Origin of the sequence: Chitinophaga costaii, assembly GCF_900094705.1 — a bacterium.
Lineage (GTDB): Bacteria > Bacteroidota > Bacteroidia > Chitinophagales > Chitinophagaceae > Chitinophaga > Chitinophaga costaii.
In genome coordinates, this window is record NZ_FMAR01000001.1 from 14,805 (window position 1) to 30,998 (window position 16,194).

Consider the following 16,194-nt stretch of genomic DNA (forward strand, 5'->3'; position numbering starts at 1 on the left):
CACCCGTTGAGAAAATGAAAGCAGGCCTTCCCCATCTTTTGGGCAGCCTGGAAATAGAAAATGTGGGTCACTGGGTACAACATGAAGCGGCAGCACAGGTGAGCGAACAGTTACTTAAATTCTTAGCCAACGTAAAGGCGTCTTAGTTTTGCCAAACAGATGATCCCATCCACAGCGTGTGAACACTTCTGTTGGATCGGTATAAATTACCATAATCAAACCTCTATGCCCCTTTTGCAGCATCTTATGTTGTAAACAATTATTGCACAGCCTTCCGCTGTAATGTGTAAGCGTAGAAAATAAACATTGGATAATTACTACTGCACAGTGTGATTTAACTCTCCGTAAAAATCCTTCACAGTAACTATTTGTCTTTGCACAATTGCAATGCCTCATTTAATAAGGCATATTCATCCAAGCCAAATCCAATGAATTAGCAAATGAGCGTAAGCAAATGCAGGATTTGCACACCAGTCAGTACTATACCTTGGAATCCATAAAATTCACCATGGTGGCTACCATGCATTTAGTCCCCCTTTAATGGGGACAGGGGGATGACCTCGTACATCATTCGCCCCTATCCCTTCGAGACCCCAGAAAAAGCCATGATGACTCTGAGCCACCATAGCGGGTTTGATAACCTCGAAGCATAGAAGGGATCGTATCGAATGCAAAAAAAGAAATCCGCGGATGCAACTCCCGGCCCAAGCCGGAAAACCACTACATTCCCAATACCAAACACTTTGTCCGGAACCGGACAAATTTCGCACTACAAATCCACGCAAACATCTTATTATCAACAATTTGCCTTTGGCACCCGGCTTGTAAACTCACCGTCCTAAACACCCTTATGGACACGGTTATTGCGGCAAGCGTAAGAAAACGCACCACCTACAAATGGCTGATCACCGGCGGCGCGGTACTGTTGCTACTGGGGGCAGGCGTATGGCTGCTGCGGTATGCGGTGTCGTCCTCCATTAGCCGGTCTGTGATCACCACGGCGGTGGTAGAAAAAGGCAATATAGAAAATACCCTCACCGCTACCGGCGAGGTGCTGCCGGAATTTGAAGAAGTTATTACAAGTCCTATCAATGCTTCGGTGCAGCAGGTAGCGCTGAACGCAGGCAGTACCGTAAAAGCCGGTGAATCGCTGTTGACCCTGGATAAATCTGCTACGCAAACCAGTTACGAAAAACTAAAGTTCCAGTTGGAGTCTAAACGCAACGACATTAAAAAACTACGGCTTCAGTTGGACAAGAGTTTTTATGATATCAAGTCCAACAACGACATCAAGCAACTACAGATCAACAGCCTGGAGGCAGATGTAGAAAACGCCCGCCGCCTGTACAAGGCCGGCGGGGGTACCCGGGAGGATATTGAGAAAGCGGAGCTAAACCTGAAAGTGGCCCGCCTGGAAAAACTGCAACTGGAAAATGAAATCAAAAGCAAGCAGCAAACCATGCAGGTGGAGATGCGGGAAGCGGAAATAGCCGCCGCCATCCAGGATAATGAATTACAGGAACTGCAACGGAAACTGCAACAGGCCAATGTTGTAGCCAGTCGAGATGGCGTTATTACCTGGATAAACCGCAACATCGGTGCGGTGATCCATGAGGGCGATGCGCTGGCACGCATTGCAGACCTCAACAGCTTTAAAGTGCAGGGCAGTATTTCTGACAACTATCTGGACCAGCTGCACAAGGGCATGGCGGCCATTGTGCGCATGAACGAGTTGCAGATACGGGGCACTGTGATCAACATACAACCCGCGGTGCAGAATGGCATCATCACTTTTGATGTGCAACTCAATGAACGCAATCACCCGCTGCTGCATCCTAACCTGAAAGTAGATGTATACCTGGTCACCGCTGCGCAAAACAATGTGCTGCGCGTAGCCAACGGCCCTGCTTTCCGGGGAGCCGCCACGCAGGACATTTTCATTATCCGCCACCAAAAAGCCGAACGGGTAGCCGTGCATATTGGCATGAGTAATTTCGATTACGTGGAACTCAAAGACCATGTAAAACCCGGCGACGTAGTGATCACCAATGACATGAGCAATTATAAAAATGCACAAACCCTTACGCTGACGCCATAAACGCCGCCACACTATTTATGCTTATACGTACCATATATTTTTGCGGTTGTTTGCTGATAAGCCAGTTCCTCCGGGCGCAATCCACCGATACGCTCACGCTTACCTTACAGCAGGTAGTGAGCATGGCGAAGGATAAATCTATCGCGGCCCGGCAGGCGGTTACTACGCAAAAAACGAAGTATTGGCAATACCGTACCTACCTGTCGAACTACCAGCCGCAATTAGCGCTGAACGGTACCCTGCCGGGTTATAACAAAACCTTTACGCAGGTGCAGCAGCCCGATGGTACTATTTTATTCCAGTCTGTACACAATAATAACTCTACACTGGACTTGTCATTCAGTCAGACCATATCCGCTACCGGTGCCACCGTGTTTGGCACCACCCAGCTACAGCGTTATGACGACTTTGACCGGAAAACAACGCTGTATAACAGTACCCCTTTGGGCATTGGGTACAGCCAACCGCTGTGGCAGTTCAATGCCCTGAAGTGGGATAAAAAAATAGAACCCTTAAAATACCGCGAGAGCAAACAGGAATTTATAGAATCGATGGAGCAGATTGCCATCACCGCCAATGGTTATTTCTTCGACCTGTTACTGGCCCAGGTGAATCTGCAAATTGCGGAGACCAATCTTACCAATACCCTCAAAATACTGGACATCGCCCATGAGAAATTTAGCCTGGGCAAAATATCCAAAAACGAAATACTGCAATTGCAACTGGAACTGTTGAAATCAAAAAAAGCAGTAGGCATTGCCCGCCGCGATATGGAAATTGCTACGCTAAACCTTAGCTCCTATACCGGCTTGCAGGGACAGGAAAAAATAAGCTTGCTGCTGCCTACCAACATTGTGCAAATGCAAGCGCCGCCGGACAAAGTACTCTCCGAAGCCTATGCTAACCGTAGCGATGCCATAGCCTTTGTGCGCCGCATGGCAGAGGCCCGGAGAGATATTGCCAAAGCCCGTGGCGACAATGGGCTGAATGCTGCGCTCACGGCCCAACTGGGTTATTCCAAAAGTGCGGCTACCATCCCCACGGTGTACCAGCATCCACAGGATCAGCAGGAGGTGCAGCTCACGTTTTCCATTCCCATACTGGATTGGGGACGTTCCAAATCAAGAACTAAAACGGCGGAGGCCAACCTTGAATTTACCGCCTATGCGGTAGAGCAGGCCAAGCAAACCTTTACCCAGCAAATTGTAACACAGGTTACCCTGTTCGACATGATGAAAGACCAGTTGGTACTCACCGCCGGGGCAGATAGCATTGCGTCCGAAAAATACCAGATCGCCAAAGACCGCTATGTGCTGGGCAATCTGAGCATTACCGATCTAAGCATTGCCTTCCAGGAAAAAGACCAGGCCAAGCGGGATTACATTGCCGCCCTGCGCGACTTCTGGGGGGCTTACTACCAGCTTCGTTACCTGTCGCTCTACGATTTTGAGAAAAATGAAAAGATTACTTACCGGCAAACGACCGTCTTAAATTAATATATTACTTCACCTTAACTGCTCACCATGATCTCGCTGACCAACATAGAAAAAGTATACCGGACAGATACCATAGAAACGCTGGCGCTGAACAGCATTAGCCTCGATATTGCCAAAGGCGAATTCCTATCCATCATGGGCCCTTCCGGCTGTGGCAAAAGTACGCTGCTCAATATTATGGGCCTGCTGGACACCCCCACCCGTGGCCAGGTACAGATAGCCGACCAGCCCACCCAACACCTGAACGATAAACAACTGGCACATTTCCGGAATAAAAAGATCGGTTTCATTTTTCAGAGCTATCACCTCATCAACGACCTGAAGGTGTTGGACAATGTAGAACTGCCGCTATTGTACCGCCATAGCGCCGCGAAGGAACGCCGGCTGCTGGCTACCGCTGCGTTAGAGAAAGTAGGATTGAGTAACCGTATCCGGCATTTTCCCACCCAATTATCGGGCGGACAAAAACAACGCGTAGCCATAGCCCGCGCCATTGTAGGCCAGCCGGAAATTATACTGGCCGATGAACCTACCGGCAACCTGGATAGCGCCATGGGCCACGAGATCATGGACATACTGCTTACCCTGAACAAAACAGAAGGCACCACCATCATCATGGTAACCCACGATGAAATCATGGCCCGCAAAACACATCGCCTGGTAAGACTATTTGACGGAACACAGGTGCAATAAATCATCACGCTTTAATCTACAACGCATGCTGCTCAATTACTTTAAAATAGCCATTGCCGTACTGCGGCGCAGAAAGTTTTTCACCTTTATCAGTCTTTTCGGCATCAGCTTTACGCTTACCATTATGCTGGTACTTACCGCATTTATCACCAGCCTGGTGGGCAACAAGTACCCCGATAAAAAGCGCGACCGCCTGTTATACATCCGCAACATGGAGCTCACTGGGCCCCAGTCTATGAACTCCAGCAATGTTTCTTTTTATATGTTGGATCATTATGTACGCAGTATGGCAACCCCGGTACAAATAGCCATCGCCACGCCTTACAAAGGCACCAATACCTACCTCAATAACCGTAAAATTGAGGTGAACTATAAATACACCAATGCCGATTACTGGCAGGTACTCGATTACGACTTCCTGGAAGGAAAGCCCTACACCGCCCAACAGGTGGCCGCAGGCGAGCGGGTAACGGTGATATCGGAATACATGAAGAAAGCCTACTTTGGCAATACCCCACTGGTAACAGGGCAATACATAGAGGCCGATAATGTTAAGTACCGTATATCTGGCGTGGTGAAAAGCATACCCATTACCAATTACCTATTATACAGCGATATTTACCTGCCTTATACCGTTTCCAAAACAGACTATACCGGCAAGGGCTACCTGGGTAACTATACCGGCATATTACTGGCCAATAGTAAAGCAGCCGTACCCAAGATACAGCAGGAATACGAAGCCATCATTGCCCGGCTGCCCCTGCCTTCCAAAGAATACGACCATCTATATAGTCATGCCCTTCCTTATATGCAAGCCTATGTAGCCACCGGCGATGAAAAGCGTTCGGGCATGAATAGAGTTTTACTGGCTATCAGCATTTTCACCTTGCTGGTGATGTTGCTGCCCACCTTAAACCTGGTGAATATTAATGTAACCCGCATCCTGGAACGGTCTTCCGAAATAGGCGTGCGCAAGGCCTTTGGCGCCTCCTCTTCCACTCTGGTGCAGCAGTTTATTATCGAGAACCTGCTACTCACCCTGCTGGGCGGTGTGATAGGGGTGGTGTTATCTGCCATTATCCTCTACAGCTTCAATCATGCCCACCTGGTTGCCAACCTCCACCTGGTCCTCAATTTCACGGTATTGGGCATTGGCCTTCTTATCTGCCTGGTATTTGGCCTGCTGTCTGGCGTATACCCGGCCTGGCGCATGTCGCGCATGCATGTGGTGACGGCCCTGAAGGCCTGATAAAATTATTCATCTTATAACCAGCTGTTATGTTCAAGCATTTATTTATACTGATCTGGAATAAAAAGAAACAAAACTTCCTGTTGCTCACAGAAGTATTGATTTCGTTCATCGTACTGTTTGCCGTATTTACCCTGCTGGTATTTTACTACCGTAACTATAAAACACCCAGGGGCTTTGACTACCAGCAGGTATGGGTGGCCACTTATACCAATAATTTCAACATCCACGATAGCGACTCCCTGCACCAGTTCTATGAATCGCTGCGCAACGCCATTCAGGCTATGCCACAGGTAGTAAGCGTGGCTTTTGTAAGTAGTAATACGCCTTATTCCAACAACATGCAAATGAACGGTCTGCAATATCAAAAACGGCAGCTCCGTAGCGTGAACAGCTACATTGTGGAAAACAGTTACCTGCCCACCCTGCAACTGCAACTGCTGGAAGGGCAATGGTTTTCGCCTGCCGATGCCGCAGCCCGCAAAACACCTTTGGTGATAGACCAGACATTAAGAGAAGAGTTATTTGGAAACGGGCCGGCCATCGGGCAGCTCGTGGGCGACGACAACCAGCAGCAGATCATTGGCGTGGTGCAGGACCCCAAATTTAACAACGATTATTCCCTCACAGGCAAAGCCATGTTCAGTGCGCCCGATACGGGTTCCATACGTTCGCTCAGCAGGGCGCTGGTCCGGGTAGCGCCAGGCGCAGATGCCGCCCTGGAAGGCAGGTTGTACAAACTCATGGCCAATACCATGAAGAATGCCAACATACAAATTGAGCACCTGGACGAAAAAAGAAACAGCGCCAATAATTTTGCGCTGCTGCCCATGATCATATTGGCCGTGGTATGCGGCTTCCTCATCATCAATGTGGCGCTTGGATTGTTTGGGGTGCTGTGGTACAACATCAACAAGCGGCGGGGAGAAATAGGATTACGCCGCGCCGTGGGTGCCACCGGGTCATCGATCGCCTGGCAGTTGGTCGCCGAATCGCTGCTGCTGGCTACCCTGGCATTGCTGGTCGGCGTTTTCTTTGCCATCCAGTTTCCACTGCTGCACGTGTTCGACTTGGCCGCCACCACTTATTTATGGGGATTATTGTTTGCCATCGTGTTTATTTATGTGCTGGTACTGGTATGCTCGCTTTATCCGGGCAAACAGGCCGCCGCTATTTACCCGGCCGTAGCCCTGCATGAAGATTAAGCAAGCGGCAGTGGCAGCATCCGCAACACCAACGGGAAGGCGGATCTATCTTTTTAAAATGATTAACTTGCTAGCATTCTCCTGATTATGATCCTGATTATTGACGACGATATTGCAGTAAGAACCTCGCTGTTGCTCCTTTTACAAAACGAAAAGTTGCCAGCCACCGCGGCGGCCACGCCGGCGGAGGCCCTGTATATACTGGCAGCACAACCCATATCGCTGGTCATCTTGGATCTTAATTTTACCATCGCTACCTCGGGCCGGGAAGGCATGCAACTGCTGCGCGATATAAAACAGGTGAACAGTGCAGTGCCGGTCATCCTCATTACCGGCTGGGGTACGATAGCGCTGGCGGTGGAAGGCATGAAACTGGGCGCCAGTGATTTTATCAATAAGCCCTGGATCAATGATCACTTGCTGCAATCTGTTAAAACCCTCTTGCATTTGCAGGAAAACCAGCCCCGCCATTCCACCCGGCAGCAACTGGACCAGCAATACCAGCTAAGCCACATCATAGGCCAGGATCCGCGCCTGCTGGACATCCTGGAGACCATAGGCCGTATTGCACCTACAGATGCGCCGGTGCTGATAACCGGCGAGAGTGGCACCGGCAAGGAATTGATTGCAGAAGCCATTCACCAAAACAGCCTGCGCCAGCATAAACCTTTTGTGAAAGTAAACCTGGGCGGCATCTCCACCTCCCTGTTTGAAAGTGAGATGTTTGGCCACGTGCGTGGCGCATTTACCGACGCCCGTACCGATAGAATGGGCCGCTTTGAAATGGCCAACAAAGGCACCATCTTCCTCGATGAAATAGGCGAACTGGATACCAGCAGCCAGGTAAAACTGCTGCGGGTATTGCAGGACAGAACTTATGAAGTGCTGGGTAGCAGCCGCACCCGCACGGCAGACATTCGCGTGGTATGCGCTACCAACCGCAAGCTGGAAGACATGGTACAACAAGGCAACTTCCGCGAAGATTTGTTTTACCGCATCAACCTGATCACCATTCATTTGCCCGCCCTGCGGGAAAGGCCGGGCGATATACCGCTGCTGGTAAACTTCTTTATACAAAACCTGCAAACCATCTACCACCGCCCGCAACTGGGCGTTACGCCCGCCGCCTTAAAATGGATGGCACAACTACCCCTGCCGGGCAATATCCGCCAGTTAAAAAACCTCATAGAACGATCGGTGTTGATGAGTCGCAAAGACCTGCTCGACACCAGCGATTTTAGTGCGCAACTGGCCCTCTCTGCGGTAAAAAAGGGGCAACTGCAACTGCCCGAAGTGGGTACCATTACCCTGGACGAACTGGAGGCGATGATGATTCGCAAGGCACTGGCGTTTCATCACCATAAAATAGCCAAAGCCGCAGCGGCGCTGGGCATCACCCGCAGCTCGCTGTACCGGCGGCTGGAAAAATACCACATACCGTATGATGAAACTCAGGACTAAATACCTGCTGTTTATCAGCCTGCTGCATATTACCGCCCTGGTATTATCTTATTTTATTTTCCGGCAAAACAAACTCCTCTTCATCGCCGCAGAAGCAGTAATACTCCTCACGGCGGTGCTTTCCTGGCAGCTATTCCGGCAACTGATACAGCCACTGAAATTACTCATGCAGGGTATTGATGCCATGAAGGATCGTGATTTTACCGTGAAGTTTTTACCGATGGGTAATTATGAAATGGACCAGCTCATTGCGGTATACAACCAAATGATGGACGCCCTGCGCACAGAACGCACCAAACATAAGCAACAACATCTTTTCCTGGAAAAGCTCATTCACACCTCTCCCACCGGCATTATCATTTTAGATTTTGATGATCAGATACAACTGGTAAATCCCAAAGCTCTGCTCCTGCTGGGAGTACCGGAGCAACAACTGCTGCGTACCCCCATCAGCACATTCACCCACCCTTTGCTGGAACGGGTACAACAGCTTGCTTCCGGCGAAGCTGCCACGATTACCTTGCATGGAATGGCTACTTATAAACTGCAAAAGTCGCATTTCATAGACCAGGGATTTCCCCGGCATTTTATCATGATAGAAGAACTAACTGCTGAAATGCTGGCTACCGAAAAAAAGACCTACGGCAAAGTAATCCGCATGATGGCACACGAGGTTAATAATAGCATAGGGCCGGTAAACTCCATCCTTCAATCTGCGCTATCGGTACCATCGCTGTGGGAGCAGCCCGCCCACCAGGCGCTGCACCATGCGCTGGAAGTAGCCATAGCACGCAATAATAACCTGAACCTGTTTACCCGCAACTTTGCAGACCTGGTAAGGCTACCGCCACCAGCAAAGAAAACCATCGATCTGCGGGAAGTACTTAGCGCCGTCACAAAACTTATGTTGTTAAAGGCGGGCGAAAAGGCCATAGTTTTTCAACAAACGGATATGGAAGACCCGTTTTTTATCCTGGCCGATGCACAGCAAATGGAACAGGTGCTGATTAATATTGTAAAAAACGCCATTGAATCCATCGCACAAAGCGGCGTTATCACCATCCACCTGCTCCGTAGCCAGCGCACCCTGGTGATTACGGATACCGGCAAGGGCATCACACCAGAACAGGCATCCCAGTTGTTTACCCCTTTCTTCAGCACCAAGCCAGACGGGCAGGGCATTGGCCTTACACTTATCAAAGAAATTCTACTGAACCACGGCTTCCCCTTCTCCCTTAAAACAACCGCCCCCGGCCGCACGGCGTTTACGATAAAGTTTAGTGAAAGCACCCCGCATACGGTGCAGCACGGTTATTGATCCGCTGGTAGGGATTAAGCGGCTGCTTCCTGCATTTTGGCAAAAAGAAACGTAGATCCGGCTAAATTTTTGTTGCCGTTGCAGACCACCTTTGTGATAATAAAAAAAACAGTGTAGTTATGAAAGTATTTGTAACAGGTGCTACCGGTTTTATTGGTACGGCCATCGTACAGGATTTATTACAGGCAGGCCACCAGGTAGTGGGATTGTCGCGTTCCGCCACATCGTCCGAGAAACTGAAAGCAGCCGGTGCTGATGTGCAGCCCGGTGATCTGGAAGACCTGGACAGCCTGCGCAGTGGTGCTGCGGCGGCAGATGGGGTTATACATGCCGGCTTTATACATGACTTTTCCCGCTTTAAAGAAGTGTGCGAAATAGATAAAAAAGCGATTGAAACCATCGGCGCCGTACTGGCGGGCTCTAACAAGCCCCTTATTGTGAGTTCCGGCACCGCGCTGGTAAGGCCGGGCGCATTGGCCACAGAAGATATACCCAGCGAAATAGATGTCCATAAATTTCCCCGTGTTTCAGAAGGTACGGCCGACCGTGTAGCAGCACAAGGCGTGCGGGCGGCGGCTATCCGCTTATCGCCATCGGTACATGGAGAAGGCGATCATCATGGGTTTATACCTACTTTGATCAACATTGCCCGGGAAAAAGGGAAGGCAGCTTATATAGGCGATGGTGAAAACCGCTGGAATGCTGTACACCGGCTGGATGCAGCCCGCTTGTTCCGGTTGGCGCTGGAGCAGGGCACGGCCAAAGCAAAATACCATGCCGTGGGTGATGAAGCTATCACCCTTAAAACCATCGCCGAGATCATTGGGCGGCAGCTAAACCTCCCGGTCGTATCTATCGCGCCAGCAGCAGCAGCGGACCACTTTGGTTGGTTTGCCATGATGGCATCGCTGGATTGTCCGGCATCCAGCCAGCTTACGCAGCAACGCCTTTCCTGGAAGCCTACCCACCCCGGCCTGCTGGAAGACCTGAACAGCGGTATTTATTTTAAATAGTTTTTACTTTGTATTTATGCAACTGCCACCTACCCGGATAAAAAGCATCAGTGAATTTCACCGCCTGGCAGACTTACCCAAACCGGAGCATCCGCTGATTACGGTGATCGATCTGGAAACATTGAAACGACCCCTGGAAGAAGGAACTTTTTCCAGGGTGTTCGACTTTTATTCCATTGCGCTGAAAAAGAATTTTCACCTCAAAATGCAGTATGGCCAGCAGCCGCATGATTTTGAGGAAGGCATATTACATTTCATGTCGCCGGGGCAGGTACTCACCGTCAGCATCGACAACAGCCTCCCACATAACCCGTCCGGGTGGATGATCTTTTTTCATCCGGACTTTTTATGGAATACATCCCTGGCCAAAACGATTAAACAGTACGATTACTTTGGATATGCGGCCAATGAGGCGCTGCATCTTTCCGACAAGGAAGAAACCATCCTTACCGGTATCGCTAAAAATATATCCCAGGAATATCATGGCAATATCGATGGGTTTAGCCAGCCGGTGATCATTGCACAGCTGGAACTGCTATTTACTTATGCAGACCGTTTTTACCAACGCCAGTTTGTAACCCGCAAAGTAAGCAGCCACGCCCTGCTCAGCAGGCTGGAAGAAGTGTTAGATCATTATTTCCAAAGTGGCGCACTGGCCACCCAAGGCCTGCCTACGGTATCGTTTATCGCAAAGTCGCTGCATGTATCGCCCAACTATTTAAGTGGCCTGCTTAAGGCGCAAACCGGCCAAAATACCCAGCAACTACTGCATGATAAACTGATAGCCCTGGCGAAGGAAAAACTATCCACCACGCAACTGCCGGTGGGTGATATTGCTTATGCACTAGGCTTTGAGCATCTGGCTTCCTTCAGTAAATTATTTAAGACCAAGACCAGCCTTACCCCACTGGCATTCCGTAAGTCGTTTCAATAAGGGAAAAACTGGAGCCTACCCAATATATATCCCTTTCTTACAAACAGCGCAGGCAGCCATCACCCTCCCGCGCCTGCCTGGTATGCCGGAACCGGAACCGGTGCGCCTGCTGCAAATTTATTGCTCCAGTTACACAACCCCTGCAACAGCGGCACCAGCTCCCTGCCTTTAAGAGTAAGTTCGTACACTATTCCAGCCGGCGTAGTACCCGGTATAATCTTCTTCAAAAGTATTTGCTGCGCTTCCAACTCCTTCAGTTGGCGGGCTAAAACCTGTTCTGCTATATTGGGAAGGGCCTTGCTCAGCAAATGAAACCGGTTGTTGCCCTGGTAAATGGAATACACCAACTGCGATTTCCACCTCCCACTAATGACACTGATAGCGGAATTTAGAGCACATACCTGGAATAAAAACTGCTCATTGATCGCGTTCGAAGATTGTTCTTTTCGCATAGCTTTTCTTTATTGGCTCACAATTTTGTTCGCTATTGCCCGGCAATATATTCCAGGGCAAATTTGTGTTGTAAAAATAATTCAATTGAAACAGATTACCATTCTCCTGCTTTGTATCTACATGCACACCACCGCCACTGCACAAACCACCTGGATATTACCCACTAAGTACCTGGCACAGCCAGACAGCGTACTTATTTTTACACCGCAGCACTATACGCCTGCCCAGCATTATCCGCTGGTGTACCTCCTGCATGGCTATAGTGAAAATTACCTCCAATGGAGCCGCACCACCGACCTGCAGGCACTCAGCAACCGCTATAACGCCATTATTGTTTGCCCGGAAGGTGGTGTTACGTATTATGTAAATGCAGCCGCCAGAAACGGTGCTGCGTATGAAGATTTTTTCTTTAAAGACCTTGTACCTGCCGTACACGCGGCTTATACCATCGATACCAACAACATTTTTATCAGCGGCTTAAGTATGGGGGGCTATGGGGCTTTGCGCTATTTTATATTACATCCTGATTATTTTAACACCGCAGCATCTACCAGCGGCGCACTACAACCGGCGTTTTCCTTCTATCAGCAGGTTAGCCAGCACTTCTGGCAGTCTAACCGGCTTACAAACGATATGACCCTTGCGCTGGGCCAGCCTGGCCATACCAACTGGCAGGAATACCGCATCACGACCCTCTTGCAACAGCACCCGCTACACCGTCCTTTCCTGATAGATTGTGGCAGCGCAGATATTTTATTACCCGACACACAAGCCCTACAGGCACTGGCTACACAACTGCAATTACCGGCTACCTGCATCACCCAACCGGGTGATCATAATACCGCTTACTGGCATACCGCTATCGAATATCACTTTCTGTATTTTCAACAACACCTCCGCTAAGCAGCCGCTGCCAGCCTCCAAGATGGAACAACTTTTTACCACCTTCCTGCCGATGGGTGCAATTGCTGAGGGCCTTTCCCCTTAAAGATGCGCCGGTTCTTTCACCTGCATGGTTACCGGTCCTATTAAACCCGTGGCCTGCAAGGTGGCGCTGGGGTCTGGGCCGTCGATGGTCCATGTCTTGCGCTGGTCTTCCGGTATACCGGCATCATACACCAGCCGGTTAAACCAGGTACTGGTTACGGCCACCGTTAAGGTATTTTGCCCTTGATGCAGGAAGGTATTTACTGATAGCTGATAGGGTGGCGCCAGCACATTGCCCACCGGCGTACCGTTTATCGCAACGGTAGCTACCATGTCTACACGGCCCAGGTTCAGTATATATTGCCGGTTGGGTAGTACACTATCTATTGTAAAAGTGGTGGTGTAAGTAGCGGTGCCGGAGAAGGCTTTTCCTGCCGGCGATAGGTCCAGTGCATTCCATGCTTTCAGTTCGGTGAGCCTTACCGTATCCGGCGCTCCCCACCCTGCCGGAAAGTGCAAGGTCCAGGGGCCGGCAATGGGGATGGATGCCAGGTCCCTGCTGTTCACCACCTGCGTAGGAGCCTTTTTGGAGAATACAATAAAGCATGCATTTGATTGGGCAAGATCCAGGTCAATAACGGTACGGCCATCTTTTTGATAACTGGGAATGTTCCGGGTGGTGCCGGTTATGGGATCCCAATAGGCAGGGGCACCGGCGGTCCGGAAGCTAAGTTGCCCCCCAAATCCTTTCCCTTTGGGTGCACTGATAAAGTACCAGTCTGCCCCCGCTGTCTTCCGGTGCACCCATAATGCATCGCCCCCGGTAACATCGGGAGGTATATGCAACGCTGCTAATGCCTGTTGCAGGGTAATGCCGGAAACAACATACCCTTTCCCATTTTTCCGGATGCCGGTTTGGCCGGTTCCCCAAATGCTTTTCACGGCGGCATTAAAACGTAATTGCGCGGCATCCCCACCAGCTAGCGTAGCAAGGCCCACCGGCGCTTCGCCCACGATGGTGGCCCCTGCTTTCACCAGGGTGTTTATTTTGGCTAACGTTTGGGGCAGCATACGCGGTGCATCGGGTAGCCACAACACGCGGTATTCAATGCCTTCGGGAGTTACCAGCAAGCCGTTTTTTACCATAAGCCGGTTGATCAGCACATCCGGGTTACAGTAATCATACTTAAATCCTTCGGGGAAGGGCGCCAGTTGGTTGGGCTTATGATTCACTTCATCCCCCAGGTACCATAACACATCCGACACCGGTTTTCCCCTTTCCAGCATATACGTACAACGTGCCAGGTAATTGGTAAAATAAGGCATGTATGGCCACCAGGTTTGCCCTCTCAGGAAAGGGGTACCAATACCGGCACCGAACGACGATCCCGGGGCTATAAACGGCGTTTGCGGGTTGTGGGTATATGTATGAAAAACATAGTGGGTCACCCCTTCTGCCGTATTGCAGTTGGCCACTTCCCGGAGCATATCAAAGTGTTCGTCCCAACTGAGTGTCATATTGGTAAACGACTCTGCGGCCACCCTTGGCTTGCCGTACATCCGGGCTGCAGACACCGTTGGTTTAATGGGTTTAAAGTTCAGCGAGCCTACAAAGGCATCACTCATAGGCTGCCAAAACTCGGCCATCGGCACATCTGCATATTTATAGTACTCCAGGATATCGCCGGGTATAATATCCCCTGCCGATGTTTCATAGCTTACGTATAGGCCGTTTTTCCTGGCCAATGTGGCCATGCGGCCATAATAGTTATGGGTGAAGAGCTCATTGACCGTGTTGCGCCAGTCTATCAAAAAGCGTCCCGTTGTTTCCGGGTCTTTGATCACGTAGCCAAACAATGCGGGCAGCCACTGGCGCAGGGGATAATGGGAAACGCGTTGAAAATTGGCCTCCATATCCGGTGTCCAGGTTTGGGTATGGCACTCCCAGCTATCTATGAGCATGCCATTGAGCAGCCCACCGGCCAGGGGTCCCTGCTGACCGGATAAGCGGCCTATGTACCCGGCAAAATGCGCCTCTGCCCCGGAGGCAGCCAGTTTATTGGCCTCCCAGCCGGTGCCTTCTTTGGGCGCTGGTCCATTTTGGCGGCCCGCATTTACATGCCCTATCCGCAGGATGGTCCATGCGCCTTTGGGTGCTGTCCATTGCAGGTGGCCGGTGGAGTCCATGCTGCCCGAAATATCCAGGATATCATGGGCATTAATAAATGCCTGGGGCGATTGCTTGGGATGTTGCCCGGCCCTTTCCAGGCTTCTTAACGTCCATCCCGCTTCCGACTCCCAGCTATCCTTCCGCGCAGCGGAAAAAAGGCGGAGCGAACCTAGCGCCATATCATGTTTGTTGTAAATTATAATGCGGTAAGTCTTTACCCCGGGCACTTCATCACAAGCCAAGGTAATGGGCTGATCATCCTGCCAGTTTGCCTGCGGCATATTCACCTGCAGGATATCTCTTATTTGCCCCTGCGCTAATACGGCCTGTATCACCACCCTTACACCAGGATCGTACGCCTGCGCATGGTTAAAGGCCTGTATACTCGAAAACTCCACACTGCGTACGATGGTGGCGGTATCAAAATTCACTTCCACCCAATACGGCTTCATCGTATCTGCGGGCGGCAGGTGAATAGCTTGTTGGGCCTTCCCGGCTACATACAATTTCCAATCGGCGGCTACATTACTCTTTACCACCTGCGGCACCAACGGCTTGCCGGAATCGCCCAGGGGCGTGGGAAATGCCAGCACCGCCACCGGTTTATAATCACGCCAGGCGGCGGTACTGGGTTGCGGCATAGGCAGGTTTTGGCGGATGGTCTGGCCGCCAGTAACATCCGTGCGGCTCCACACGATGGTGCGCATGGCATTGGCAGGGGTGATCCATGGCCCACCGGAAGTGGCCCATCCGGGGCAGTTATTCATCGAAAAATTTAATCCTAAGCGCCGGCACTCCTGGGCGGTATGTTTTACCGCATCGTCCCAGTTTGCACTCAGGCTGGTAATTTGTGCAGCTACCCCAGGCCAGGGGCCTCCAAACTGGCCATGAAAAAGCTGTACGCCCGAGAAGCCCGCCTGGGCGATGGCCTCCAGATCTTTGGTGATGCCTGCTTTAGAAACATTCCCGCCAATGAAATGAAACCAGGTTTCCGGGTGATCTACTAGGGGCGGTGTGCGAAACTGCACTTCGTCCTCTTTTCCAAACGGACGGTCCAGCTCCTGCTGTGATGGAACAAAAGGAGGCTTCACCACCTGCGCGCTGGCGGATGCCAGCAGCACCAGGAGTGCCGCCGTGCATAACGGGTAATATCTTTTCATGGAAAGGCATTGATAAC

13 protein-coding genes are annotated in these 16,194 nt (G+C 50.6%); 11 read left to right on the forward strand and 2 right to left on the reverse strand.

All coding sequences use genetic code 11. The annotated features are described in order from the left end of the window. Positions 1-14 precede the first annotated feature (14 nt). The 10 genes from GA0116948_RS21645 (at position 15) to GA0116948_RS00115 (ending at position 11,467) form a co-directional block, all read left to right on the forward strand. Positions 15-146: an alpha/beta hydrolase gene (locus tag GA0116948_RS21645; RefSeq protein WP_205686003.1), complete on the forward strand. Its 132-nt coding sequence runs from the start codon at positions 15-17 to the stop codon at positions 144-146. Between the two features lie 704 nt (positions 147-850). Continuing rightward, on the forward strand, positions 851-2,098 hold the full coding sequence (locus GA0116948_RS00075) for an efflux RND transporter periplasmic adaptor subunit (protein ID WP_089707757.1): 1,248 nt from the start codon (positions 851-853) through the stop codon (positions 2,096-2,098). A gap of 17 nt (positions 2,099-2,115) precedes the next feature. Further along, complete coding sequence (locus GA0116948_RS00080; protein WP_089707759.1) at positions 2,116-3,594, forward strand: TolC family protein; 1,479 nt, start codon at positions 2,116-2,118, stop codon at positions 3,592-3,594. Between the two features lie 27 nt (positions 3,595-3,621). Further along, positions 3,622-4,287, forward strand: coding sequence for an ABC transporter ATP-binding protein (locus GA0116948_RS00085; RefSeq protein WP_089707761.1), 666 nt, complete (start codon positions 3,622-3,624; stop codon positions 4,285-4,287). A gap of 25 nt (positions 4,288-4,312) precedes the next feature. After that, positions 4,313-5,536 carry an ABC transporter permease gene (locus GA0116948_RS00090; RefSeq protein WP_089707763.1) on the forward strand — a complete coding sequence of 408 codons (1,224 nt, stop codon included), beginning with the start codon at positions 4,313-4,315 and terminating at the stop codon, positions 5,534-5,536. Between the two features lie 29 nt (positions 5,537-5,565). Next, positions 5,566-6,741, forward strand: a complete 1,176-nt coding sequence (locus GA0116948_RS00095) for an ABC transporter permease (protein WP_089707765.1) — start codon at positions 5,566-5,568, stop codon at positions 6,739-6,741. An 87-nt stretch (positions 6,742-6,828) separates the two neighbouring features. Continuing rightward, a complete protein-coding gene (locus GA0116948_RS00100; RefSeq protein WP_089707767.1) occupies positions 6,829-8,202 on the forward strand; it encodes a sigma-54-dependent transcriptional regulator in 1,374 nt (457 codons plus the stop codon). Beyond that, positions 8,183-9,520, forward strand: coding sequence for a sensor histidine kinase (locus GA0116948_RS00105; RefSeq protein ID WP_240619097.1), 1,338 nt, complete (start codon positions 8,183-8,185; stop codon positions 9,518-9,520). The genes GA0116948_RS00100 and GA0116948_RS00105 overlap by 20 nt, the downstream gene beginning before the upstream one ends. A 119-nt stretch (positions 9,521-9,639) precedes the next feature. Further along, positions 9,640-10,533, forward strand: a complete 894-nt coding sequence (locus GA0116948_RS00110; protein WP_089707772.1) for an SDR family oxidoreductase — start codon at positions 9,640-9,642, stop codon at positions 10,531-10,533. A gap of 16 nt (positions 10,534-10,549) precedes the next feature. Then, positions 10,550-11,467: a helix-turn-helix domain-containing protein gene (locus GA0116948_RS00115; RefSeq protein WP_089707774.1), complete on the forward strand. Its 918-nt coding sequence runs from the start codon at positions 10,550-10,552 to the stop codon at positions 11,465-11,467. A 59-nt stretch (positions 11,468-11,526) separates the two neighbouring features. Here the strand turns inward: GA0116948_RS00115 and GA0116948_RS00120 are convergent, their stop codons facing one another. Then, positions 11,527-11,919, reverse strand: coding sequence for a winged helix-turn-helix transcriptional regulator (locus tag GA0116948_RS00120; protein ID WP_089707777.1), 393 nt, complete (start codon positions 11,917-11,919; stop codon positions 11,527-11,529). Between the two features lie 85 nt (positions 11,920-12,004). On the opposite strand from GA0116948_RS00120, the gene GA0116948_RS00125 reads away from it, so the two are divergent. Further along, a complete protein-coding gene (locus GA0116948_RS00125; protein ID WP_205686004.1) occupies positions 12,005-12,823 on the forward strand; it encodes an alpha/beta hydrolase in 819 nt (272 codons plus the stop codon). An 81-nt stretch (positions 12,824-12,904) separates the two neighbouring features. Here the strand turns inward: GA0116948_RS00125 and GA0116948_RS00130 are convergent, their stop codons facing one another. Next, a complete protein-coding gene (locus tag GA0116948_RS00130) occupies positions 12,905-16,177 on the reverse strand; it encodes a glycosyl hydrolase (RefSeq protein ID WP_089707779.1) in 3,273 nt (1,090 codons plus the stop codon). Between the last annotated feature and the right edge of the window lie 17 nt (positions 16,178-16,194).

Excerpts from the sequence above, each read along its gene's own strand:
- GA0116948_RS21645 (WP_205686003.1), top strand. The coding sequence starts at position 15 with ATGAAAGCAGGCCTTCCCCATCTTTTGGGCAGCCTGGAAATAGAAAAT.
- GA0116948_RS00075 (WP_089707757.1), top strand. The coding sequence starts at position 851 with ATGGACACGGTTATTGCGGCAAGCGTAAGAAAACGCACCACCTACAAA.
- GA0116948_RS00080 (WP_089707759.1), top strand. The coding sequence starts at position 2,116 with ATGCTTATACGTACCATATATTTTTGCGGTTGTTTGCTGATAAGCCAG.
- GA0116948_RS00085 (WP_089707761.1), top strand. The coding sequence starts at position 3,622 with ATGATCTCGCTGACCAACATAGAAAAAGTATACCGGACAGATACCATA.
- GA0116948_RS00090 (WP_089707763.1), top strand. The coding sequence starts at position 4,313 with ATGCTGCTCAATTACTTTAAAATAGCCATTGCCGTACTGCGGCGCAGA.
- GA0116948_RS00095 (WP_089707765.1), top strand. The coding sequence starts at position 5,566 with ATGTTCAAGCATTTATTTATACTGATCTGGAATAAAAAGAAACAAAAC.
- GA0116948_RS00100 (WP_089707767.1), top strand. The coding sequence starts at position 6,829 with ATGATCCTGATTATTGACGACGATATTGCAGTAAGAACCTCGCTGTTG.
- GA0116948_RS00105 (WP_240619097.1), top strand. The coding sequence starts at position 8,183 with ATGATGAAACTCAGGACTAAATACCTGCTGTTTATCAGCCTGCTGCAT.
- GA0116948_RS00110 (WP_089707772.1), top strand. The coding sequence starts at position 9,640 with ATGAAAGTATTTGTAACAGGTGCTACCGGTTTTATTGGTACGGCCATC.
- GA0116948_RS00115 (WP_089707774.1), top strand. The coding sequence starts at position 10,550 with ATGCAACTGCCACCTACCCGGATAAAAAGCATCAGTGAATTTCACCGC.
- GA0116948_RS00120 (WP_089707777.1), bottom strand. The coding sequence starts at position 11,919 with ATGCGAAAAGAACAATCTTCGAACGCGATCAATGAGCAGTTTTTATTC.
- GA0116948_RS00130 (WP_089707779.1), bottom strand. The coding sequence starts at position 16,177 with ATGAAAAGATATTACCCGTTATGCACGGCGGCACTCCTGGTGCTGCTG.